Below are 21590 nucleotides of genomic sequence, written 5' to 3' on the forward strand. Positions count from 1 at the left end.
GGCGTTCGGCCTTTTTCGAAAGCCGGACTCTTCGCGCGTTTCCGACGGCCCGAAGCGCCTGATCAAAGCTGACGGCATTCCCGGGTCTTGGCCTTGCCACAGCAGCACCTGCTGCATCAATTCCGACGGACGCTGTAGAACACCTGCAACACACGGCCCGCAGCAATTTCTCCGGCGCAACGCTGGGGCGACCGCCTTTGGCACTGCAGGCGTACATGCCGGAAAGGATGCCGTCTAGCCGCACCAGCGCTCCATTGATCATCAGCCGGTGCGGGCACCAGGATGACCGGCTGGAACGAAATCTTCCAACCGCTTCATCGTGAACAGCTGCTCCATGAACACATCGCTCCCGTCAATCGAGCCGTCTCGCCAGGGGGATCAATAGTCTGTCTTTGGCGTAGGTATTTCAGCAGCCTGCTGTTAGCGTGCGGACGACGCCGACATCAACCGGCGGACAAATGCGACGAGGGCAACAAGCGCGCCTGACGCAACGCCGCCAGATCAGCCGAGCCCGTGCAGAAGCAGGCGACGGCCAACTGGCGGATGACGATCTCGAAATGCGCGACAACGGCCCCGGTGGACACTGTCGCCGCGCCCAGCACGCTGGCCGCCTGCCCGGCGATGTCCGCGCCCAGGCGGATGGCCTTGGCCACGTCGACGCCATCGCGGATCCCGCCCGACGCGATCAGCTTCACCGTTGGCAGCGCCCGACGCACCGCCTGCACGCTGGTCAGGGTGGAATCCCCCAATCGGCGAATGACATCGCCACTGCACGGTCGGCGGCATTGCGGGCGCGCTCGCCCTCCACTGCGGCCCAACTGGTGCCGCCGGCGCCGGCGACATCGATTACCGCCACGCCCGCCTCGACGAGCGCACAGGCACCGAGGCGGACAGGCCCGCCCCCACTTCCTTGGCCACCATCGGCACGCCCACGATGCGCGCGGCGCCAGCGATCAGCGCCAGGACGCCGCGCCAGTTCGCGGTCGCCCTCCGGCTGTACCGCTTCCTGCAGCGGATTGAGATGGACGATGAGCCCATCGGCCTCCAGCGCGTCCACCGCGCGACGCGCCAGGTCCAGGCCGTCGGCCTCCCGCAGTTGCGCGGCGCCGATATTGGCCAGCAAGGGAATGTCTGGCGCCAGGCGGCGCAGCGCGCGCGTTAGCCCCTGGGAGTTGCGGGATTGCAGGCTCACACGCTGCGAACCGCACATGGCGATCCCCAAGGCTTGCGCTGCCTCGCTCAAATGCCGGTTGATGGCCTCGGCCCGTGGCATGCCGCCGGCCATAGAGCTGATCAGCAGCGGCGCGCGCATAGCCTTGCCCAGCAGCGAGGCGCGCAGGTCGATCTGCGTCAGGTCCAACTCGGGCAGTGCGCAGTGTTCGAGATGGATGTACTCCCAGCCAGCGGCCACCGTGGCCGGCGCCGTTCGCCGATCCAGCACGATGTCCAGATGTTCGTCCTTCCCCGGCTCAGGGCGGTGTCGCTCATGCTCGCTCCATCCGTAGCAGCGGGCGACGGCGTTGCGTCGGATCGAACCGACGGCAGCGCGCCCAAGCCGCCGCCTCCGGCGCGTCCAGGCCGACGCACGCTGGCCTCCCCCTGCAGCGTCGCTGCGATAGCGGCTGGTCGAAGTCTGGTAGTACTGCGCGCGGATCGCCGCCATCGCCTCGATCAACGGTCCCCACGGCGCGGGAAAGCATTCTTCCGCCATCACCCGGTGCAGCATGCGCGTATGGCCGGCCAACTCGTCGTTGAGGAACTCAACCACAGGCATAGCCGGATAGCGCTGCAGAAGCAGGATCGCCGCGTTATCGCCGGCCGACCTGTCCTTGTCGCGTCCATGCAGATCGTTCTGCAGGCGCCCTATCACTGAGATGAGCCGCAGGACCTGGCGAAACGCTGGACGCGCGCGCAAGGTCGCCATGTCCAGCCCCCACAGCAGCGACAGGCAACAGAACACGGTCCCGTAAGCGATCGAATCGATGCCGTTGTGCAGGTACTCGGCGTAAGACCAGCGTCGCGCCCCTGCCGCCTGCGCGTGTCCGGCGCGCAGCGCCGCGCAGTAGCACCGGGTATAGTCGAGAAGCCGAGCATAGTCGTGACGATCGTAAGCGAGCGCAGCCAGCGAAGCGCGCAGCTGAGCGCAGCCCTCGAATCCGGAGAGCACGCACGGTACGCCGTGCCCCAGCGCCTGCTCCAGGGCGGCGAGCTGCTCCGGCGCGATCAGGCCAACGTCGTTGCAATCGTCTAGCCAGAACAGCAGCGCCAGTTCGCGATAGAACGCCACGATCAGCGTTTCGTCCTGCGGATCGCGGCCGGTGCGGGCGCTGGTGTCGCGCAGGCTCGGGTGAATGCGTTGCAGGATATACTGGCCGCCCCTTACCGCTTCCTCAGCATGCTCATCCGCGAAACCGGTCAGGGCACGCCCCCACTCAAGCACCTGCTGCAGCGCGCGTTCGGTCTGGATCATGGCGCCGCCCCTGCTCCCTCGGCTACGACGCGCCGCCCACAACGAAGCGCCAGCCACAACCCGGCGAGACCGCATCTCCGCGCCATAACGGCGATCGCGAAGTTATCGATCCGATTGCCAGTTGCTGATGCAAGCTCTTGTGAACGGCCGTTAGGACCGGCCCGCAGCCTCGCCGGCAGTATCGAGCAATCCGCTTGCGCCGGCTCGCCATAGCAGGCGAGGACGGCAAGGTCGCCGGCGGCAAACGCACGCGAGCACATTGCAAGCGACATCCGCGAACGCGGCGCCGACTGGTCAGCCTCCGCCTCGGTGCCCGCATATGTCCGCGAGTCGAGCAGCGCCTTCGCCACGAAATGAGCAGAACGCCTTACGAGCATCGACCGCCGGCTGCTGCGCATGCGCGATGATGAGGCATGGTCTCGCAGCGGACCCGTTCCGACAGATGCTGCACCAGGGACGAGGCGACCTTATCCAACAAGGCACCACTTGCGCTGTTTGTGGAGACGAGCGTCGGCTGCATCCATGCGGCTGCTTGAGTGGTGAAGACTCTGAACGACGGTTCCTACGGCGCTGCCGGCGCAATCGGCTGCTTGGGGGACGCGTGACGCAGTCAAAGCTCCCCTTGCCAAGCACGGAGCAGGCGAGTGAGAGAGCAGATGAATAGGCGTGTCGCCAATATTTTTGCATTGCTCTAATCGATTATAGTTGTGAGGAGCAATTTGAGACCATTTACTTGCGGCTCAAGTCACCCATAAAAGAAGGCAAGCACCGATTCGGTAGCTTATCCCCTGTCTTTCGCGTACTCGCGGCCGTGGCGCCGGGTGAACGATTGAAGACCGCCGGTCTCACTCGCAGGTGGGCGCCAGGGCGTGGGGCGGTTGGCAAGCCACAGGAGTAGGACAATGTCGAAGGATTCGGGTAAGGGCGATAATCACGGCGGCGGACCGGGCAAGATCGAGATCACGGTGGTGGTGAACGGCCAGCCCACGCAGGTCGAAGCCAATCCCAACCAGCCGCTTCACGTCATTCGTACCAAAGCCCTTGAGAACACGCAGAATGTCGCCCAACCAGCCGAGAATTGGGAATTCAAGGATGAGGCCGGCAACTTGCTCGATGTCGACAAGAAGCTTGGCGACTTCGGTTTCCCGAATACTGTGACCCTGTTCCTCAGCCTGAAGGCGGGCGTCGCAGGTGCCTAAACACCAAAGTGTGGATCCGGAGGTCTCCCGAGCGAAGTTTGATCGGGAGATCGGCCGGTTCCGGCCATATGCTGATGTCTATCGGGCTCAGGGCTGCTTCTTGATCGAGGCGACCTTTCCGCGCGCTTTCTTCATTTTCGCCAGCCCCAAGTTAAAGCCACGGGTGGTCAGCGCAGCGAGCGAGGTCGACTTCACCGACTACGACTTAAGACCACCGTCCGTGGTCTTCGTCGATCCGTTTACGCGTCATCCGATTGCCCGGAAAGATCTATACCTGAAAATGCTTAGACGTCCGCCGCTGCCCGGAACGCCGCCGGAGATGATAGGAGCTCTCATCCAGCAGAACGCCGTGCCGCTGACGGACTTCATCCAGGCCAACAGTCCCGAGGACGAACCATTCCTGTGCATGGCGGGCGTCCGGGAATACCACGACAATCCAGCCCATTCAGGTGATCCATGGCTGCTTCATCGGGGTTCTGGCGAAGGCTGTTTGGCCTTCATCCTGGACAAGATCATCAAGTACGGAATCGTTCCTATAGAGCAGTTGCAGATTCAACTCCAACCGACAATCGTAGGAATGGTGGTATCCCCTCAGGCGATACAAGAATGACTGGTTTGAGAGATGTAACGATCGTGACTCTCCCGCGCGGCTGCATCTCGACCACGCATGGGCATCTGCGCTCAGTTGGTCGCGAGGGCAATGAGGGGATGGCGCTCTGGGTCGGCGTTCAGCAAGAGCGGCACTTTGCCGTAACAGAGACGGTTATCCCGGCGCAGCGTCACATTCGGACAAACGATGGCGTTTGCGTGATCGTTGCGGCCGAAGAACTGCACCGGCTCAATGTCTGGCTCTACAAAAGCGGCCTGAAACTCTTGGCCCAGATTCACAGCCATCCGGGCCGCGCCTACCATTCGACGACGGACGACGCTTATGCGGTTGCTACCACGGTTGGGTGTCTGTCGCTGGTAGTGCCGAATTTCGCCCGCGAGCCTTTCGATTTTGCTCGGGTCGCCGCCTATCGGCTTGACGAAAAGGCCAAATGGAATGCGCTCCCTCCCGCGGCACTGTCGCGAATGATCATGATATCGAGTTGAACAATGGCATTCGCTAACTTCATCGATCGCGCCGCCACGGCGGCATCTCAGGTCCTGGCCGATTTTCATCTGGGAGACTTCAAAGCAGCTCTTGAAAAGCAGGTCGTGGCAGTCGCCTTCGACCATCAGGCCGCTTCCTGCGCCGAAGGCCAGGCGACACTAGATCTTGCGGTGAGATTGCTCGCTAGGCTCTACCCGGTTCTGGCGATACTCCCGCTGGACAGCGCGGCGAGCTCTCAAGCCCAAGCGCTGGAGCGCTTGGCAAAGTCGATCAATCCAAAAGTCGGCATCCGGCGTTCCGGCAAGTCTGCCACCGTCTGCGTCGTTGCAGGGGTAACGCGCCCATCACTCCGGTGCCCGATCTTTTTCGTGGGATCGGACGGTTGGGCGGCAAAGCTGTCGCGTACGGACCCGGTGGGCTCTGGCCCAAGTCTGCTGCCTTATGGAGCTGGCGCCGCCAGTTGCTTCGGCGCCGCCAACGTCTTTCGAACTATCTTCGCTGCCCAGTTGACCGGCGCCGAGTTGGACGAAACCATCGACCTCTCGCTATGCAGCTACGACAAGACCAAAGCCGGAGAGCCTGGCCCGATCGACTTCCCAGTCGACCTTGGCGAAACCCACCTCGTTGGGCTCGGTGCGATAGGCCATGGCTCGCTTTGGGCGCTAGCGAGACAACCCGATCTCAAAGGTCGTCTGCATGTAATCGATCACGAAGCGATCGAACTCTCAAACCTGCAGCGCTACGCATTGGCTGGCCAGGCGGAGATTGGTATGTCCAAAGCGGTTCTTGCAGCCACCGCCCTTAGATCGACTGCCCTTGAGGTCGAGGCGCACCCTCTGACGTGGGCAGAATATGTTGCGCGCCGGGGCAATTGGGTCTTCGACCAAGTGGGTGTGGCGCTTGACACCGCCGCCGACCGTCTGGCTGTCCAAGGTGCACTGCCGCGATGGATCGCAAACGCTTGGACGCAGGAGCACGATCTCGGTATCTCCCGGCATGGTTTCGATGACGGCCAGGCTTGCCTTTGTTGCATGTACCTGCCATCCGGAAAATCCAAGGACGAGCACCAGCTGATTGCCGAGGAACTCGGAATACCGGAAGCACACGAGCAGGTGAAAACGCTCCTGCAGACCAATGCCGGAGTTCCCAACGACTTTGTAGTTCGCGTGGCTACAGCGATGGCTGTGCCGTTTGAACCGCTAGCCCCGTTTGTCGGCCAGCCCCTGCGCTCCTTTTATCAGCAGGCTATCTGCGGCGGTCTGGTGTTCCAGCTTAGCGAAGGAAGTCGCCGCGTTCGAACTGTGGTTCCGATGGCCTTTCAGTCGGTGCTTGCCGGGATTATGCTTGCCGCGGATTTGGTCAAACATAGTGCGGGGTTTCCCATGAGCCCGACGACGAGCACTCGGGTGAATCTTCTGCGCCCCCTTGGCTCTCACTTGCACGATCCGAAGGCCAAGGACTCCAGCGGCCGCTGCATCTGTAGCGACGACGATTTCATTGCCGCTTACAGGCGCAAATACGGCGAGCGCGTTGATCAGGTAAGCGATGTCTCGGCCGCCTAAACAGACGCGCACCTCTCCGTAGACGCAGGGGGCGCGGCTTGTGGGCGTGACCATGGGCGCCATTATCACACGCTTGGCCCGCTCCTTTGCCGGCCTATCGTCCTCCGCGCATGATCCCTGTTGCCGACGTGATGATCCAGCACCAGCCGCCATGGCACCAGAGGCTGGTCAAACCTCCGTTGTTGGCCGATTTGGACAGTGCTGCATCAGGTCTCGACCGACGTCTCGACAGTCAGGGCTGCTTCGACGGGTGTGAAGATGTCAACATCGACCCCAGGCGCCCGCATCGTCACAATCAGGGCGTACCGAGCCAGAGCGTCGACGCGTTCCAGGTAAGGCTTCTCCTTCCACCAGCCCCCGACCGGGAACACGCCGATCGCATCACGCTCGGCGAGATCGGCGGCGCTGCCCGACCAGAAATCGGCGTGCAACGAGCCGCGATCGCGGAAGGTGCCGAGCAGCCACTCTTCTCCGCCTCCAGCAGGCGCCCCTTCCTCCTCGTCCCGAGCGGCCTGATTGATGCGGGCTCGGAATTCGTCGACTGTCTCGGTCGCTGACTTTACTCTGAACCGAAGACCATGGGACGCGTAACGATGCCGGCGGGTCCATCCGCGTTCACCGGGGTTGGGTTCGATGAAATAGGACAGCGTGACGCGGAGCTCGACCTGGGCAGCGCCGAGCGCCGCGAGCTGCTCCTTCGGCCAAGGCAGGCGATGCAGCTTCATGTCACGCGTTTTGGCAGCCGCGCCGCCCTCGCGCTGGAAAGGCTGAAGCTCATCTTCAACGATAAGCGTGAGGTCGTTCACCGTTGACAGAAGCGCGCGCCCAAGATCTGGCACGCCGTAACCATAGCGCCGCACGAGCGCCTGGATCTCGCCCTTCGCTCCGTTGCACGCATCGATGCGTGCGCGCATCGCCGGAGTCCATTCGGCCGAGTGGACGATCAGGGCGCGAACCGTTTCAGGCCACAGCTCGGGGCGCGCTGATAGAATTAGTCCCGCCATCCGTGCGGCATGGGCCGTTGCCGCGCTCGTATCTCCGAGGGTGGTGAAGTGGCGCAGTTCGGGTCGATAGAAAGTGGTCAATATCTGCAGATCGTCGATCGGCTCGCCAGGCAACACACCGTCATGGGCGAGATTGCCGCCTTCGAAGACGACCTCGGGCTTCACCGGCCACTGCCTGTCCCAAACGACCGAAGTGCGACTGCGCGGCGAGAGCTCGCCGACCGGCGCGATCGGAGCGTAGCCCGCAAAGTCGGTGTCAATGATATCGACCTTTTCTGTGAAAGCGCCGACCGTCAGCGCATTCCAGGCCTGAGAAGGATCATCGACTGCTTCCAGATCGTTGCGCGTCAAATGCTCGGCCGGCATGAGGTCATCGCCGATGTTGCCGGCAGAGAGAACGATCAAGCGTCGCTGCTCCTCTTCGAAACAGAGTTGGTCGATAGCGGCAGACCACGATGTGGGCCTTCCACGCGCCGGACTGGCGCTTGTCACAGCCATTGCGATCGCGCGGCGGCGCTCCGGCGCCTGCACCTCGGCGCGGGCGATCGCTTCCGCGGTGATCGAGCCATAGAGTTCTGGATCGTTTGCCTCGTCTTCTGGCGGAAGGATACGGACACTCTCCAGCCGAAAGGGCAATGGAACTGGATCGCCTCCGACCAGGAGCGGGACCAGATCACCGTACAGGCCGACACCTGCCATTCGCGTCCCGTGGCCGCTCCACGCAGGTGTGTCGTCGCTGCCCCATGCCGGTTTGACGGTGTGCCAGTCTTCAACGGCAAGTGCGGGTTCGATCAACGGGTGGGTGCGACGTACGCCGCTGTCGAGAATGCAGACCGCAATATCGGATTGAGGCGGTCTGACGCGCCCGAGAAGCTCGTCGCTCCAGTCCCTTTGCTCCGCGCCGCCAAGGCCCATGAAGAAGGACGGCGTATCCTTCGCGCGCCGCAGCTCGGCGACGACATCGCTGTGCGCAATCATGCGGTCGAGCATTGCCGTGCTGGCGAGTGCCAGCATGACCACCCGCTCCGGAAACCTGACCGCATGCGTGCGCAAAGTGATGTTCAGGGCTTCGGCAATGTGCTCGAAGTTCTCGCGGCGACCGTCGCGCAGCCAGACTTCCCACCACACCTGCTCGTCAGCGGCCTGGGGGAAGAGGTCGTCGTGGTCGGTAAACAACGATCGTGCAGTCGCCAGCCTGACTGTCTCCATGCGGGAGACGAGCGGCTCGTTGCGCGGTCTGCCGCGGTCAGTGTCAACGTCTCGATACGCCTCGACTTTCCGCAAATAATAGGCTTGCGCGCTTTGCGGCAGGAACACCGACGCTGTGATGGGAGCACCGGGTTGAGTTGGCTCATGGACGGCGACCAGCTCCATGTGCTGGCGACGATCGGCCAACTGGTCGAGGGCCGCCCGTCCGGACATGGGCAGATCGATCTCGAGGTAAAAGCCAGGCGTGCCGACCGACAGCTGGGGGTCACGCGCCGCAATCTGCTGGCGTGCACTTTCGACCGCTTGTTCGATGGATTGCGTCAAGGCCGCAGCATGCGACGCCCGATCACGCGCCGGCAGCGGCGGTGCATGTATAAGTTGGTTGGGCCGCCGATAGGCTTCCCGAATGCCGTTGTTGCGAAGGTGGATATGGGCGCGGTCGCGCGGAAAATCGTCTGCCATTATGATCTGTGCTGTCGCTACTCAGACAGCGAAGCCTGCCGGCGTTCCTTCAGAGCGTCGATGAGCGCTTCCGAGGTGATCCGCTTCCCCCCCCGCAATATGATGGTTTTTGCAGCGTCGTCGGCCGCGCGGGTGATCTCGGCCTGCGACAGTCTCTCTGCCTGAGAGATCGCCTCGTTCCAGGCAAGCCCTCTGGTGTCGAAGCGGTCGAGTCGAGCCCGAAGCAGCGCCTCGATAATCGGCCGATCGGGCACGGCGTATTCGATGACATCGTCGAAACGGCGGAACAAAGCTCTGTCGAGCAGCTCGGGATGATTTGTTGCCGCAATAATCAGGCTGTGGCTGTCGTCTTGCTCGAGAAACTGCAGAAACGAATTCAGCACGCGCCGAATCTCGCCAACATCCTGGCGTTCGCCTCGACGCGCGCCGATGGCATCGAATTCGTCAAAGAAGTAGACGCCCCGCGTCGCCTGCATTGCATCAAAAACAAGCCGCAGCTTTCCGGCAGTCTCTCCCATGAACTTGGTGATCAAACCATCGAGGACGATCATGAAAAGGGGCAGATGAAGCTCCCCGGCCAATGCCGATGCGGTCATCGTCTTGCCTGATCCTGGCGGGCCGACCAGAAGCAGTTTGCGACGGGGAACAAGCCCGTGCTCGCGCAAGCTTGCTTGTTGGCGCTGCTCTCCCAGCACGCGGTGCAGGCGCGAGCGCAGACTGTCCGGCAAAATCATGTCCGTCAGTCGCAGGTCCGGATAGCGCACATGCAGGAGGCCTGCGAGTTCGCCCTTTGGCTGAAAAAGGGGAACCGGCCGACTGCTCTTGGCAATCCGGGCGTCCCTGCTCTTGGCTGCGTCGACCAGATCCTTGAGCTCCTGAGCAAGCTTGCCATGGCCTTGACGTGCCTCATGCGCAGCAAGCTGCATCGCGATAGAGAGGAAACGATCCTCGTCGCCGGCAATGTGGCTTTTAAGCAGCGTCACGATATGGCGGGCCGTGGTCATGGCTCTCTTCTGGGGTATCCGTTTACTTGGCGAAGCGCATGCAACCTAAACGCTTTCAACGGCGATTTGTAACGCGCAATGGTGTTTTTTCTCTTGTCGATGTTCGCCCGTGGCAACTTCAGCGGTGAACTGTTGCGCCGCGGTCATAGGCCAGCCGGAATAACGCCGGCCAGCAGACAACAGTCCGCATCTTCGAGCGCTCGAAGTCTGGCCACTCACGCAGCGTGTCGGGTCCGAACGCTCCAAAGCCGCCCCGCCTGGCAGGTCCATGCGACCGATTGCGGGCGTGCGGCCATAAGGTCTACGCGGGCTCGCATGGCTGCCCGCGCCGCTGGCTAAAAAGCTGTACACCATCTCACGAAACACCAGGTCCGCTCCTTTGCCGGCCGACGGTCCATGAAATCCCCTCCCCACTCACGACACCGGAGACCTCCTTGCCCACATGGCGCTCAAGCACCGGCCGCCATGGCACCAGCGTGAACTCGCGCGACTTTTCAACGACGGCATATTTTCCGCTGGCAAGCTCGACGGAGCGGCGGAGCGTACCCTCTACTCGTCCTCCGAATCGCGCTTCGGCATAGGGCAGGCCAAGTTCCTCCGACAGTTGGCCAGCAACACGGTTCAGTTCTCGCTGGCGCAGGATCGAAAGCATGTTGGCTCGATAGACGATCCCATCCTGTTCTTTATGCGCGAGGCCTTGCGCGATCAGCCACTGCCGCCGGCGAGCTTGCGCCTCTCTCACGTCGCGGCCGAAGCCGGATCCGTGCAAAGGCTCGGGTCTATCGGCAACCAGCTCCCGGTCGAGCCAGGTGGCGCCGTTGAAGCTGACCTGTCGCTCCAGCGCCATTGAGGAGAGCTTGTCGGCAACGACAGGCTCGGCCCTGGCCCGCTGGCCCTCATAATTCGCGACGCGATCGAGATGGTCCGGCGCGATGAGCCAGGTGCCGTTCGGCTCTCGCTCAACGCCGCCGGTCGCGCGGCGGATCGCCTCCAGCCGCCGCACATGCGTTCGCGCAAAGCTCTCGGTGGCGGATGGGTCATGCTTCAGGTGCATATCGACGTCGTAACGGCCGCCATGCGCGGCGGCGATTTCGGCGATGGTACGATCGACCTGCCTCGGCTCGGTGTTCCTTGGCGCGACACGCACGATGCAGCCATTAGGCATCGTTTCCATCGCCTCGCCTCTACCGATGTTGATCCAATGGCTCTTACCGTCGACGGCGTCGACGATCATGTAATGGCGGTCATTGATCTCGTCGGCCAGTCCACGCGCGACAACGCGACCGACGAGAGACTGGACGGGCTCGCCGGATCGATCGTGGATCACCCAGTCGGCGGCCCTGCGGGCAAGCCCCTTGCCGGTCAGTTCGCGGTGCATGGTCTTGATGATGTCGCCGCGTTCGCCGGTGCGGCGCAGCGTGGCTTCGAGCTCATCGTCGAGGCGCCAGGAGCCAGCGCCGACCTCCGCGGCCAGACCCATCCGCTCGAGCTTGCGCAGCCGTCCCTGGTGCAGCGTCTGGCGAATGGCGTCGGGACCGCCCGGCGAGACCAGGCCGTCATCATCACGCATGCTGAGCAGCCGACGGTCGATGCTGGTGAAGCGTTCCTGCTCCATTTCCCGGCGCAGGCGAAGCTCAATCTCGCGGTCGGTTCGCGGACCGAGATCGAGGCTGACCAGCTCGGCCGCCCGCTCGCGGATGCCAGATGAGATATATTCGCGCGCGATGACCAGGTTCTCGCCACGGTCGTCCCTGCCACGGACGATGATGTGGCTGTGCGGGTGGCCGGTGTTGAAATGATCGACCGCGACCCAGTCGAGCTTCGTGCCGAGGTCTTCCTGCATCTGCGCCATGAGCCGCCGCGTCAGCGCCTTGAGGTCGTCGTACTCGATGCCGTCTTCGGCAGCGACGATGAAGCGGAACTGATGGCGGTCGCCGTCCGCGCGATCGATGAACGCCTTGCCGTCGACGCGGCCGCTGTCGGCGCCGTAGAGCTCGCCAGGTTCACCTTCGCGGGTGACCCCGTCGCGCTGAAGATAGCGTAGATGGGCACGCGCCCCGTCCGCGCCCTTGCCGGCGAGCTTGACGACCCGCGCCTTGACGATCACCCGGCGCTGGCGGAAGGCGGCATACCGGTCGCGCGATTTCAGCAGTGCGGCGGCCGCCCCGCCGCGCCCTGTCCGGCTTCCTGTGAAGCGACCACCGCGTTGCGGCCGGCCGCCAGCCCGGTTGATCGCCGCACGAACCTGGCCGGCATAGCGTTTGCCGGCCTTCGAGCCGCGCGACCCGATTTTGCCGAGCTTCGGCCTGAACTCGTCATCCTTAATGCGAGCCTCCCAGACATATCAAGCAAAATCAGACACTTACACGTCAAACCCTCTTGGCACCGGCGGCAGCCTCCCGGAAAAACGATGTGCAGACAAAGATTTAACCGCCTCCTGGAGGCGGTACCTTTATCTTGCCTTCCGCGCCCAGCCCCGCCAGACGCGCCCCCGTCCGCCATGGCTAACGCACCGGCTCCTTCGGCTGCGCGCCGTCCTTGCCGAGCGGCACGAAGAGATCGCCGTTTCGCACGCCTGAGTGAACACCGTCATGAATGAAGAACAGCGACCGTCCGAGAGGAGCGATTTGCGCCTTTGGAGCGACAGATTGGCTTTCGAACGCCTCGATGTCGGCCGCCGAAACTCCGGCCGCCTTGAGTTGGTCGAGGTACTCGACGGTCTCTTCTGGCAGCGGTTTGCCACGCTTCAAATGCTCGTCGTAGCGCTCGGGACCGGCATTGTAGGCGCCAAACAGGCCAGGAAATCCGAAGCGGTCATACATGGCACTGAGATAGGCCGTGCCGGCCAGGATATTGTCGCGCGGATCGTGGGGGTTAGGCCCAAGGCCGTGTTCGACCCGCATCTCTTCATAGGTGCCGGGCATCACCTGCATGAGGCCCATGGCGCCAGCGGGGGAGGTGATGGGGCGGCCGCCGCGCATTGTCTTGCCGCCGCTTTCGGCAGCCATGACGGCATAGATCCAGGCTTGGGGAATATGGAAGCGCCGGCTTGCTTCCGATACCAACGTCTGCCACTTTCGCAGCTGCGGACTTTGGGAGATGGCGACCGGCTCAGCGCCGGTCGAGGCGGAACAGGCGCATGGCGCAATGGCGATCATGCCCAACAAGAGGAGGGTCACTCGGTCCATAGTGGTACGAGCCTCCCGATGACATTTTGAGTGGGAACAGGCCCGAAATAGCGGCTGTCGAAGGAGCGGTTTTTGTCGCTGCCGAGCAGGAAAACCTCGTTATCCCCGAGCGCTCGGCAGCCGTTCCACCATGGCAAAGGTCGGCCTTCGGCGTCGATTTTGAGCCGGCGCGCGACGATGTCGCCGCCGATGATGATGGCGTCATTGAAGGCGCAGACATTATCGTCCGGCAGCGCTGCAAGACGTTTTGCCAGCGGCACATTGCGAGGCAGATAGCTGCGCTCGGCGGCGAGATACGCCGCGTATTCAGGCGGGCGCACGAGCACGAGATCGCCACGCGCCAGCGCTCCCGCAGCGATGCGGTAAAGGCCGATCGGCGCGCTGGCCGAGGCGTTCCAGACCAGCCAAGGGGCGGGCTTTCCCAGCGCCGTGAAGCCCAAAAGACCGAGACCGGCCGCGGCCAAGGCGACCGTCTTACGGGCTCGAACACGCCTCAGGCGGCTGCCGATCAGATGGATGGAAGGGCGCCGCCTCATGAACGGCCTCCCGTGCCGCCCTGGCCGGAACCGGCCTTGCCATCGCCGGCGATGGAGTGCTGCGGGTGTCCTTTCGACCAATGGTCGAGTTCGTCGATGTGATAGCGGACATAGCGGCCGTGCTTGCGGAATTTCGGGCCGCCGCCCTTGAGCCGCATCTTTTCGAGCGTGCGCTGGGAGAGCCCGATATAGAAGGCGGCTTGGGCTGTGCTGAGAAACGGGCTGCCCTTTTTCGCGCGGGCCGCGCGTTCGTTTTCGTCGTCCATGATGATCCTCGTTTCGCTTCGGACAAGCGAGGGCGAGGATGGGCGAGGGAGATCGTCTCGGGGACGGGCGAAGAGTCGGGGGAGAGTTTTCGCCGCCCTTTAGGGCGGACGGGGTTTGGGTGGAACTCCTGGGAATGAGCCCCGCGCCGGGGCTGCGGCGCGAGGCTCTTATCTCGGCCGGTCAGTCGGCCGGGTTCCAGATGATGGCGTAGGTGTCGTGATCGTCCTGGCCGGCGGCTCGGCCGAGATTGGCGTAGAGCTTGCGCGGTCCGAACTCCGGCGCTGCAATCGACAGGCTCACATAATCCTTGCCGGAAGTCTCGCCGGTGCGGATCCAGCCAGCGCCGACTTCGACCCCTTGCGTAAGCACCCGGAAGTCGGGATGGTTATCGGCGCTCTTGGCCTGGTTGGGGACGATATCGATGTCGGCGCGGACGCTGAGCGTCTTGAACTGGCCCTTGTAGGCGCCGTTTTCCTGCTTGTTGACGTAACCGATCGCGGTCATTTCGAAGTCTCCTTTTGTGGTTTCGCCGGGGACCATCCCCTGCGATGGCGCACCGTAATGGGCGCGTCAGGACCGCCTGAATCCGACAGGGCCGCAGCGACAGTGAAGGACCCGAGCGGGCAGCTTTTTTGTGAGCGAAGCGGCGCGAGGAAGCCGCCGCAGGCGGCGGGGAAAAAAGCTGATGGCGCGAGGGTTTCGGGCGGCCGGACCCGCCCATAGGTCGACAAGCCAGCCGCAGGGATGGTCCTTGGAGAGAGCATGGAGACCGCTCGCCAAGTGCGGTCTGTCAGCCAAGCAGGACGCCGGGATGAAACGGCCTGCAAAGATGCTGCGCCCTTATGCCGGATCGAGATCGTGCCAGCGGGTCGGGCGCCAGAGCAGACATCCGGCATGGTGCGATCTATGAAAGCAGGGCTCGCCAGCGGGAATTTGATACGCGAGGGGGCCAAAGTAAGGCTGGATGAGAAGCCGGTGCTACCTGCAGGTCCAGTGTCATGTGGCGGCGCTCGGGAAACCGCTACGCAATGTAACGCGCTCTTATGAGGCGAACAGACCGGCCCCAAAACCGATCGACCGGTGGTCGGCGCGAAACGCGTCATGCCTGTCCGAAAGCTGACAGTGGCAGAAGACGCATGTCGGGTTCCGCACAATTGACCATGCTGGATTTGTGAGGTTTTCAGGGAGAGCCATGCGTTCACTTCCCAGTGAGCTTTGGCACGGCATTTGCTCTTGATGTGGCAACACGGATCGAAGGTTGACTGCATGCACAAGCGCGAGATGAGCAATGCTCTCCTTTCCTGGAGGCTTGGCAGCAGATTCGATTTGACGTTGCGAGGAGCTTCAGCCGCTCGCGGCGGAAGTGATCTCAAATCTGAAGGCACCGTTGGGGCCGCAGCCATCAAACACATCTTTCTCTTTTTCGCAGCTCGTCTTCAACGCGATGCGGACTTCTTCGCGTCGACGGCGGCCGAAGGTGGAGAAGGGGCTCGACTTGCAAAAAGGAGTTGTCAATGACGTCTTACGTTCGCACCAACAGCCCGGCGCAGGTGCGCTCACTGTCCACCTTTGGCAAGCATCTGCAAAGGAGCGTGCTGACGGCGACGCTGCTTGCCGCGGCTTCGACGGGAAGTGAAGCGCAGCCCTATGTTCGTGCTGACGGCAGCACGACTGACGACTTGGAAGCGGCGCGAGCAAGTTGGCGTCATGACGCCGAATTCAATGGAAATGTGGGGCTCGCAGCCATCAACGCGGATGCCGCGTATGCGTTGGGTTCCACCGGGGAGGGGGCCAGAGCTCCTCGCCTGCCCTCGTCCGTCTTGACGAGTGCCCGCTTACAGCCTACCTCACTATCGCGTTAGCACTCGTCCATCGCGAGTGCTAACAAAAACCCCTCAACAGCGCACCAGGGAAAAATCCGAAAATGGCAAAGTCGAAGTTCCGCCCGCTGCATGACCGCGTGGTCGTTCGCCGGGTCGAATCCGAATCCAAGACCGCTGGCGGGATCATCATCCCCGACACGGCAAAGGAAAAGCCGCAGGAAGGCGAGATCATCGCTGTCGGCTTCGGCGCTCGTGACGAAGCTGGCAAGCTGGTCCCGCTGGACGTCAAGGCCGGCGACCGCATCCTGTTCAGCAAGTGGTCGGGCACGGAAGTCAAGCTCAATGGCGAAGACCTTCTGATCATGAAGGAATCCGACATCATGGGCATCATCGGCTCATATCAGGCCCTTTCGTCAACTGAATTCCCGGGCTCGATTGAAGCCCCTGCCAGGAGCTAAAAATGGCTGCCAAAGACGTAAAATTCTCCCGCGATGCCCGCGAGCGCATGCTGCGCGGTGTCAACATCCTCGCTGACGCGGTGAAGGTCACGCTCGGCCCCAAGGGCCGCAACGTGGTCATCGACAAGTCGTTCGGCGCCCCGCGCATCACCAAGGACGGCGTCACCGTCGCCAAGGAAATCGAGCTTGAGGACAAGTTCGAAAACATGGGCGCGCAGATGGTCCGCGAAGTTGCTTCGAAGACCAACGACATCGCTGGCGACGGCACCACGACCGCGACCGTTCTGGCGCAGTCGATCGTCCAGGAAGGCCACAAGGCCGTTGCCGCCGGCATGAACCCGATGGACCTGAAGCGCGGCATCGACCTCGCGGTAACCGACGTCGTTGCGACCCTGATCAAGAACGCCAAGAAGATCAAGACCTCCGAAGAGGTTGCCCAGGTCGGCACCATCGCCGGCAACGGCGATGCTTCGGTCGGCAAGATGATCGCCGAAGCGATGCAGAAGGTCGGCAACGAAGGCGTCATCACGGTTGAGGAAGCCAAGACCGCCGAGACCGAACTCGAAGTCGTCGAAGGCATGCAGTTCGACCGCGGCTACCTCTCGCCCTACTTCGTCACCAACGCCGACAAGATGGTTGCCGAACTCGAGGACGTCTACATCCTCCTGCACGAGAAGAAGCTGTCCAACCTCCAGGCCATGCTGCCGGTTCTCGAAGCCGTCGTGCAGACCTCGAAGCCGCTGCTCATCATCTCGGAAGACGTCGAAGGCGAGGCTCTGGCCACGCTGGTCGTCAACAAGCTGCGTGGCGGCCTGAAGATCGCCGCCGTCAAGGCGCCGGGCTTCGGTGATCGCCGCAAGGCCATGCTGGAAGACATCGCCATCCTCACCGGTGGCCAGGTCATCTCGGAAGACCTCGGCATCAAGCTCGAGAACGTCGGCCTCAACATGCTCGGCCGCGCCAAGAAGGTGTCGATCTCCAAGGAGAACACCACCATCGTCGACGGCGCCGGCAAGAAGGCCGAGATCCAGGGCCGCGTTGCCCAGATCAAGCAGCAGATCGAAAAGACCACTTCGGACTACGACAAGGAGAAGCTGCAGGAACGTCTGGCGAAGCTCGCCGGCGGCGTTGCGGTGATCCGCGTCGGCGGTGCGACGGAAGTCGAAGTCAAGGAAAAGAAGGACCGCGTCGATGACGCCCTCAACGCGACCCGCGCGGCCGTCGAAGAAGGCATCGTTGCTGGTGGTGGCGTCGCGCTGCTGCGCGCTTCGGCCAACATCAAGGCCACCGGCGTCAATGCCGACCAGGCCGCCGGCATCAACATCGTGCGTCGTGCGCTGCAGGCTCCGGCCCGCCAGATCGCGGCCAACGCCGGTGCGGAAGCATCGATCGTTGCCGGCAAGATCCTTGAGAACAAGGGCGCGACCTTCGGCTACAACGCCCAGACCGGCGAGTATGGCGACATGATCGCCATGGGTATCGTCGATCCGGTCAAGGTTGTCCGTACGGCTCTTCAGGACGCGGCCTCGGTCGCCGGCCTGCTGGTCACCACCGAAGCCATGATCGCGGAGGCTCCGAAGAAGGAGTCGGCTGGCGGCGGCATGCCTGGCGGCATGGGCGGCGGCGGCATGGGCGGCATGGGCGGCATGGATTTCTAATCCAGCTCTGGCAGCTTTCGCAACGAGAGGGCGGCATCAATGCCGCCCTCTTTTTTTGCGAACCTCGGTCCGATGAACGATCGACGCCAACGCCGGCCATCGGCGTTAGGGCAACCTCAAAAGAACTGTCGAGTTGGTTGCGCGCGGCTTTGCGTCATCAGAGGCGCAAGGCGGTCGCGTGTGAGGATTGCGCGCTCCCATAGGCGGTTTCGGCATGTGCCTCGCCTTCGACATCGACATTGCGGCCAAGCAGGAAATCGGCGGCTTTCGAGGCATGGCTTGCGGCGCGGAAGATGGCGCGGTTGTCCTCGCGCAAAACCGTCAGCCATGAGCCGATGTAGTCGGCATGGCGCACGGTCGGCTCGATGCCGAGACTGCTGCAGATGAAGGCTGATGCGATTTCGGCGACCAGTTCCTCGCGCGCATAGGTGTTGGACCCGAAGGAGCCGGACAGGTCGCGCGCGAGTCGCCTCGGGTGGCCGGTCCAGTGGCCAAGCTCGTGAAAGCAGGTCCGGTAATAGTCGATCTGGTGGAAGAAAGCCGGCTGCGGCGGCACCTGTATGGTGTCGCTGCCGGGCATGTAGAAGGCGCGCTCGCCGCCGACGCGAAAATCAGCGCCGGTTGCATGAATGAGCGCCTCGGCCTGCGGGACCATCTCGCGCTCAGGCAGAGGCTCGCCGGCGGCGTAAAGATGTTCGGGCAGATTATCGCACTGCGCGACATTGAAGACGGTGAAGCGCTTCAGGAAGGGCACCGCCTGCGGTTCGTCGCCATCGGTGTCGGCGCGTTGCTTTTCGTTCTTGGGAACAAAGCGGTCAGCGTGAACGATGGTGGTGCCGTGCTCGCCCTTCCTGACATTGCCGCCAAGCGAAAGCGCCTGCCGGAAGGTGAGCCAGTTCTGGCTGGGGAAACCGCGCTCGATGACCGCGCCCCACAGGATCAGGATATTGATGCCGGAATATCGGCGCTGGGTGGCCGCATTCCGCGGCAGGCCGAGGCCTGTCCTTGCCCTGCCCCACGGCTTGACCCATGGCACGGTGCCGCGCTCCAGTTCGGCAATGATGCGGTCGGTGATTTCCTGATAAAGGCTGGCGCCGGTGCGCCCGCCGCTGTCTGCGCCAGCCTGTCGGCTGCCGCAACGTTTGTTGTTTGCACGCATCGTGATGTCCTCCGCTCTACAATCGCGCGCCCTCCCCGGAAGCGGGGTGGGCGGCAAAAGCGACCGGAAAGGCCCGCCGTCGGAGGCGGACTGCATCAGCAGGACCGGAACGGAGTGGAGGACCCGAAAGCGACAAGCGAAGGGTTGCGGGACGCCGCGGCGGGCCTAGAAGGGAGTGCTGCCCACCCTGCGCCAGGGGGAAGGCCACAATAGAAAGACGCCGGCCGACAGGCCGGCGACCGTCAGCAGCCGAAGGCTGCCCCGCGCCAGGGGGCGATGCCGCAGGGCCAAGACCGCCTGAGCTTGCCGAAGAAAAGCGGGCTCGGTTCACGAGCACCCGGCCAGCGACTTCAGGCGCGGGCGCTCAGGATTGTTGTTGGCGCCCACGGCAGCTGGATGACCGCAACAAGATTACGAGGAGCGACAGCAAAGCCAGCTGCCACAAACGGCACGCTCCGGCAACAACAGCGTGGCCGGTCTACAGATGCTGCCCCGCACGAGAGCCAGCACGCTTTGAGCGCGCATCGGCGATGCAAGCGTTGCAAGCTGGCCATGTCCACAAGGTCGGCGACCACTATATCGCCGACCACCAACGCGGGCGTACCGTCTAAGTGCAGACCTTTCGCGAGTGCGCGGACGCGCGCATTTCATCTGCGATGGCCGGATCTTGCATTCCCGCTTGAGCTGCTCAACGTCAAGGCCTACACGCGCTGCGATCTTGAGAGTGACCCTTCAACTGGGGGAAATCATAAGGGCGCGGTGGAATTCGTCGAACTTTCCCTGTTTTCTCGAGGCGAGTGCGGCGAAGGCTGGGAATTGGGAATCCGGTCCCAGGACCGGGAACTGTTTGATCACAAGCTTCAGATTGGGCTCATGCTTGAAGGCTTTTTGGTAGTTGATATCAGCCAGTCTGCAATGCGGACAGTTGTGGTAGTCATTGAATATGACCAGAACGGCATCGCCTTGCGGGTTGCCGGCGATTGGCGAAGGAGATCGTTGTCGAATGCGCCGCTCCACTTTTGCCTGTCGGTCGACCACGCCTGCCGGTGCAGGTTCGCGCTATATTGGCTCGCCAGCAAGGCGAGGAGTAAAAGAAGAGCTGCGACAGTGATGGCAGTCGGCTTAGACATGAGTCTCCAATCCATGGACGGCGTGGCAGCAACGGCCGCCTTTTTGGTGTAAAATGGGTCAGTTTTGATCGTGCCCCGCAGTTGCTACAGGCGCACAGGTGCCGGTGCGATCTGGCGGTTTCTCAAATACGGCTTTGCGCCATCGGGTCCACCCCAATAGCTGAGCGTCGTTCGCACGGGGAATTGTGTTCACCACGCCGGGCGACTTGACCGTCCACCGCCAGAGCGCTGAACGGTCCGCTAGTGAGGCGCTCCCCGAATCGTCGTTTATCCCGCTCGCCCCGGACCGGGTGACAGCCAGCGTTGCCGCTACGCTGCGGAGAAAAACCGTCAGCGCGTGGCATTCGGACATAAGCTGATCGACGCCAAGAATAAGCCCCACGGAGGTGACCGGTGCGGCCGGAACAAGAAAGAGCGTTGCAGCCATTGTGACGAGGCCTGCACCGGTAATGCGGGTTGTTCCGTTCGAAGGGAACAATGCGACAAACAGCATGAGGATCCGGCAGCCGATCGGGAGATCAGTTTTCGTCGCTTGGGCGATGAAAAGGGCGGCGAGCATCATATTCGTGCCGTCCAGATTGAATGGAATGAGACCCACGACCGAATGCGTGGCGCCGGCCTTTTCCATCTTCTCCATGAGCGAGGCCAGCGCGGCCTCTGAGGAGGACATTGCGAGCAGCAGCTCGTCCTTGATGTATCGGACGAGAGAGAAGAGCGAGCGGCCGTTGTAGCGGCAGACCGCGCCGAACAGGATCGAGAGGAACAGGACCGAGAGGAACAAGACTTGCAGGATGTCGCCTTCCGCGAAGGCACTGGCAATCGTTGACGGGATGATGTTCATCAGGAAGCTGGTCACGGACTGCTCGTGAGCCGTGGCCACATAGCCCTTAACGGCTTCGACATCGAGCGAGGCCGGATCGATGTTGAGGCCGGCGCCAGGCTGAACGATATTCGCGACAATCAGCCCGACAAGGAGTGCTAGCGTCGAGAAGGTAAGGAAATAAACCATCGCCTTGGCGGCAACTCGGCCGACCTTCTGCAGATCGCTCATGCCGGCAATGCCGGTCGCCATTGTCAGGAAGATGACAGGTACGGTGATTATCTTGACGACATCGACGAAGGCATCGCAGAGCGGCTTCAGGCTGTGGCCGGTCTCCAAATGGAAATAGCCGATTGCGGCACCCAGGATTATGGCGGCAAGTACCTGCACGTAGGTCCGGGCAAAATGGCGCTTGCGGGGCGCTAAGATCGCGCGGGGAACTCTTGGAACCAACACCGTCTCTCTCCTTGACCGGATCGGGGTGGGGCTCCTCCCTCTCCCATGCAGTGCTCCGGTCGAACGCTGCGCCCACTTCGGCGCAAACG

The 21590-nt window shown here is 62.7% G+C and carries 16 protein-coding genes and 4 pseudogenes; 7 read left to right on the forward strand and 13 right to left on the reverse strand.

Annotated features, from left to right (window positions below; genetic code table 11):
• Positions 1 to 125: 125 nt before the first annotated feature.
• From FJV77_RS33115 to FJV77_RS27745, 3 pseudogenes are all read right to left on the reverse strand, one after another.
• Positions 126 to 357 (reverse strand): annotated as a pseudogene (locus FJV77_RS33115) (IS5/IS1182 family transposase); the annotation flags it as partial.
• Positions 358 to 443: 86 nt separating this feature from the next.
• Positions 444 to 1488 (reverse strand): annotated as a pseudogene (gene fni, locus FJV77_RS27740) (type 2 isopentenyl-diphosphate Delta-isomerase).
• Positions 1489 to 1576: 88 nt separating this feature from the next.
• A pseudogene (locus FJV77_RS27745) lies at positions 1577 to 2470 on the reverse strand (hypothetical protein); the annotation flags it as partial.
• A 902-nt stretch (positions 2471 to 3372) separates the two neighbouring features.
• Here FJV77_RS27745 and FJV77_RS27755 point away from each other — a divergent pair.
• The 4 genes from FJV77_RS27755 to FJV77_RS27770 all read left to right on the forward strand — a co-directional run bounded on the left by FJV77_RS27755 (position 3373) and on the right by FJV77_RS27770 (position 6327).
• On the forward strand, positions 3373 to 3669 hold the full coding sequence (locus tag FJV77_RS27755; protein WP_024505654.1) for a DUF2604 domain-containing protein: 297 nt from the start codon (positions 3373 to 3375) through the stop codon (positions 3667 to 3669).
• Complete coding sequence (locus tag FJV77_RS27760) at positions 3662 to 4279, forward strand: putative metal-binding protein (protein WP_024505653.1); 618 nt, start codon at positions 3662 to 3664, stop codon at positions 4277 to 4279. Before FJV77_RS27755 ends, FJV77_RS27760 begins: the two co-directional genes overlap by 8 nt.
• Before the next feature lie 98 nt (positions 4280 to 4377).
• On the forward strand, positions 4378 to 4764 hold the full coding sequence (locus FJV77_RS27765) for a Mov34/MPN/PAD-1 family protein (protein WP_236383243.1): 387 nt from the start codon (positions 4378 to 4380) through the stop codon (positions 4762 to 4764).
• Between the two features lie 3 nt (positions 4765 to 4767).
• On the forward strand, positions 4768 to 6327 hold the full coding sequence (locus FJV77_RS27770) for an E2 ligase fold family C protein (RefSeq protein ID WP_024505651.1): 1560 nt from the start codon (positions 4768 to 4770) through the stop codon (positions 6325 to 6327).
• Between the two features lie 206 nt (positions 6328 to 6533).
• On the opposite strand, the gene FJV77_RS27775 is transcribed toward FJV77_RS27770, so the two are convergent.
• The 7 genes from FJV77_RS27775 to FJV77_RS27805 form a co-directional block, all read right to left on the reverse strand.
• Complete coding sequence (locus FJV77_RS27775; RefSeq protein WP_063169237.1) at positions 6534 to 9002, reverse strand: S8 family peptidase; 2469 nt, start codon at positions 9000 to 9002, stop codon at positions 6534 to 6536.
• 17 nt (positions 9003 to 9019) lie between these two features.
• Positions 9020 to 10006 carry an ATP-binding protein gene (locus tag FJV77_RS27780; protein WP_024505649.1) on the reverse strand — a complete coding sequence of 329 codons (987 nt, stop codon included), beginning with the start codon at positions 10004 to 10006 and terminating at the stop codon, positions 9020 to 9022.
• A 355-nt stretch (positions 10007 to 10361) separates the two neighbouring features.
• Positions 10362 to 12332, reverse strand: coding sequence for a relaxase/mobilization nuclease RlxS (gene rlxS / locus FJV77_RS27785; protein ID WP_063169238.1), 1971 nt, complete (start codon positions 12330 to 12332; stop codon positions 10362 to 10364).
• 178 nt (positions 12333 to 12510) lie between these two features.
• The gene (locus tag FJV77_RS27790; RefSeq protein ID WP_024505647.1) at positions 12511 to 13194 is read right to left on the reverse strand and encodes a lytic transglycosylase domain-containing protein; all 684 of its coding nucleotides are present in this window, start codon (positions 13192 to 13194) and stop codon (positions 12511 to 12513) included.
• A complete protein-coding gene (locus FJV77_RS27795; RefSeq protein WP_024505646.1) occupies positions 13182 to 13730 on the reverse strand; it encodes a S26 family signal peptidase in 549 nt (182 codons plus the stop codon). The genes FJV77_RS27790 and FJV77_RS27795 overlap by 13 nt, the downstream gene beginning before the upstream one ends.
• A complete protein-coding gene (locus FJV77_RS27800; RefSeq protein ID WP_024505645.1) occupies positions 13727 to 13996 on the reverse strand; it encodes a helix-turn-helix domain-containing protein in 270 nt (89 codons plus the stop codon). The genes FJV77_RS27795 and FJV77_RS27800 overlap by 4 nt, the downstream gene beginning before the upstream one ends.
• A gap of 181 nt (positions 13997 to 14177) precedes the next feature.
• Positions 14178 to 14501, reverse strand: a complete 324-nt coding sequence (locus FJV77_RS27805; RefSeq protein ID WP_024505644.1) for a DUF736 domain-containing protein — start codon at positions 14499 to 14501, stop codon at positions 14178 to 14180.
• Between the two features lie 1010 nt (positions 14502 to 15511).
• Between FJV77_RS27805 and FJV77_RS27810 the strand changes: the two genes are divergently transcribed.
• From FJV77_RS27810 to groL, 3 genes and pseudogenes are all read left to right on the forward strand, one after another.
• On the forward strand, positions 15512 to 15859 hold the full coding sequence (locus tag FJV77_RS27810; protein ID WP_063169239.1) for a hypothetical protein: 348 nt from the start codon (positions 15512 to 15514) through the stop codon (positions 15857 to 15859).
• A gap of 62 nt (positions 15860 to 15921) precedes the next feature.
• Positions 15922 to 16215, forward strand: a pseudogene (gene groES, locus FJV77_RS27815) (co-chaperone GroES); the annotation flags it as partial.
• 65 nt (positions 16216 to 16280) lie between these two features.
• Positions 16281 to 17936: a chaperonin GroEL gene (groL, locus tag FJV77_RS27820; RefSeq protein ID WP_063169240.1), complete on the forward strand. Its 1656-nt coding sequence runs from the start codon at positions 16281 to 16283 to the stop codon at positions 17934 to 17936.
• Positions 17937 to 18093: 157 nt separating this feature from the next.
• On the opposite strand, the gene FJV77_RS27825 is transcribed toward groL, so the two are convergent.
• The 3 genes from FJV77_RS27825 to FJV77_RS27835 form a co-directional block, all read right to left on the reverse strand.
• Positions 18094 to 19095, reverse strand: coding sequence for a zincin-like metallopeptidase domain-containing protein (locus FJV77_RS27825; protein ID WP_063169241.1), 1002 nt, complete (start codon positions 19093 to 19095; stop codon positions 18094 to 18096).
• A 732-nt stretch (positions 19096 to 19827) separates the two neighbouring features.
• Entirely contained in the window at positions 19828 to 20133 is a 306-nt protein-coding gene (locus FJV77_RS33120; protein ID WP_126057771.1) for a thioredoxin domain-containing protein, read from the reverse strand.
• A gap of 150 nt (positions 20134 to 20283) precedes the next feature.
• Positions 20284 to 21498, reverse strand: coding sequence for a cation:dicarboxylase symporter family transporter (locus FJV77_RS27835; RefSeq protein ID WP_210326676.1), 1215 nt, complete (start codon positions 21496 to 21498; stop codon positions 20284 to 20286).
• Between the last annotated feature and the right edge of the window lie 92 nt (positions 21499 to 21590).

It is taken from the genome of Mesorhizobium sp. WSM4306, from assembly GCF_007003975.1.
In the GTDB taxonomy this organism is placed as follows: Bacteria; Pseudomonadota; Alphaproteobacteria; order Rhizobiales; family Rhizobiaceae; genus Mesorhizobium.